This is a genomic window from [Flexibacter] sp. ATCC 35208 (assembly GCF_001975825.1).
In the GTDB taxonomy this organism is placed as follows: Bacteria; Bacteroidota; Bacteroidia; order Chitinophagales; family Chitinophagaceae; genus Chitinophaga.
The window spans coordinates 1-698 of the sequence record NZ_MTKN01000205.1; the positions used below are offsets into that span (position 1 = coordinate 1).

Sequence of the window (698 nt, forward strand, 5' to 3'; positions counted from 1 at the left end):
AATAAGGAAGGCGTCTCGCACCAGCGAGACGCCTTTCCTATTTACTCCACCGTCACATCATACACCGTCTCATTCGCCGGCAGATCCTTCGCTACCGCTCTCACTCTACACCCTGCTATCGCACTATTCGCCACTGTCGCCGTATACAACCAATCCAACCCATTCGCCTCCAACACCGCATCACCCTGCTCTATCAAATCACCCACAGCAGAATAAATCGCCACTCTCACACTTGCCACCTTAAAATCATCTACTGCACGTACCGTGATAGTAGACCCAATCAAACCTGTATACAGATCCGTACTAATCTTCGTGATCTCCGGTGCTTTATAAGCATCCCTCACTGCAAGATTATACGCTGACTGATCACCCTTCACCGCTGCCGCATACAGTGCTTTCAAAGCCGGATCCGCCATCACCGCTTTACCGTAGATGATACCTTCCTTAAACTTTGCCTGCACTCCCAGCTGCTTTTCCGAAGGTGGCACAGAGCTGCTCCCTCTGTGTTTCCCAATCAGCATCTTACCTGATTTTTTCTGTGTGATCGTCATAATCTTCCCAATAGATCCGGAAGACTCCTTCAATAAGAGGTTATCTGTCTTTGCCATAAAAATTGTTTTTGAGGTTCAACAATAATGAAAGGCCATTCTTCGAATGTTCTTCGAATGCGCTTCGAATGTTCTTCGACCTTTCTTCGA

At 47.4% G+C, this 698-nt stretch carries 1 protein-coding gene; it reads right to left on the minus strand.

Features of this window, described 5'->3' with window-relative positions:
* Window positions 1-41: 41 nt before the first annotated feature.
* Window positions 42-608 carry a hypothetical protein gene (locus tag BW716_RS35095; RefSeq protein WP_083730678.1) on the minus strand — a complete coding sequence of 189 codons (567 nt, stop codon included), beginning with the start codon at window positions 606-608 and terminating at the stop codon, window positions 42-44.
* Window positions 609-698: the final 90 nt, after the last annotated feature.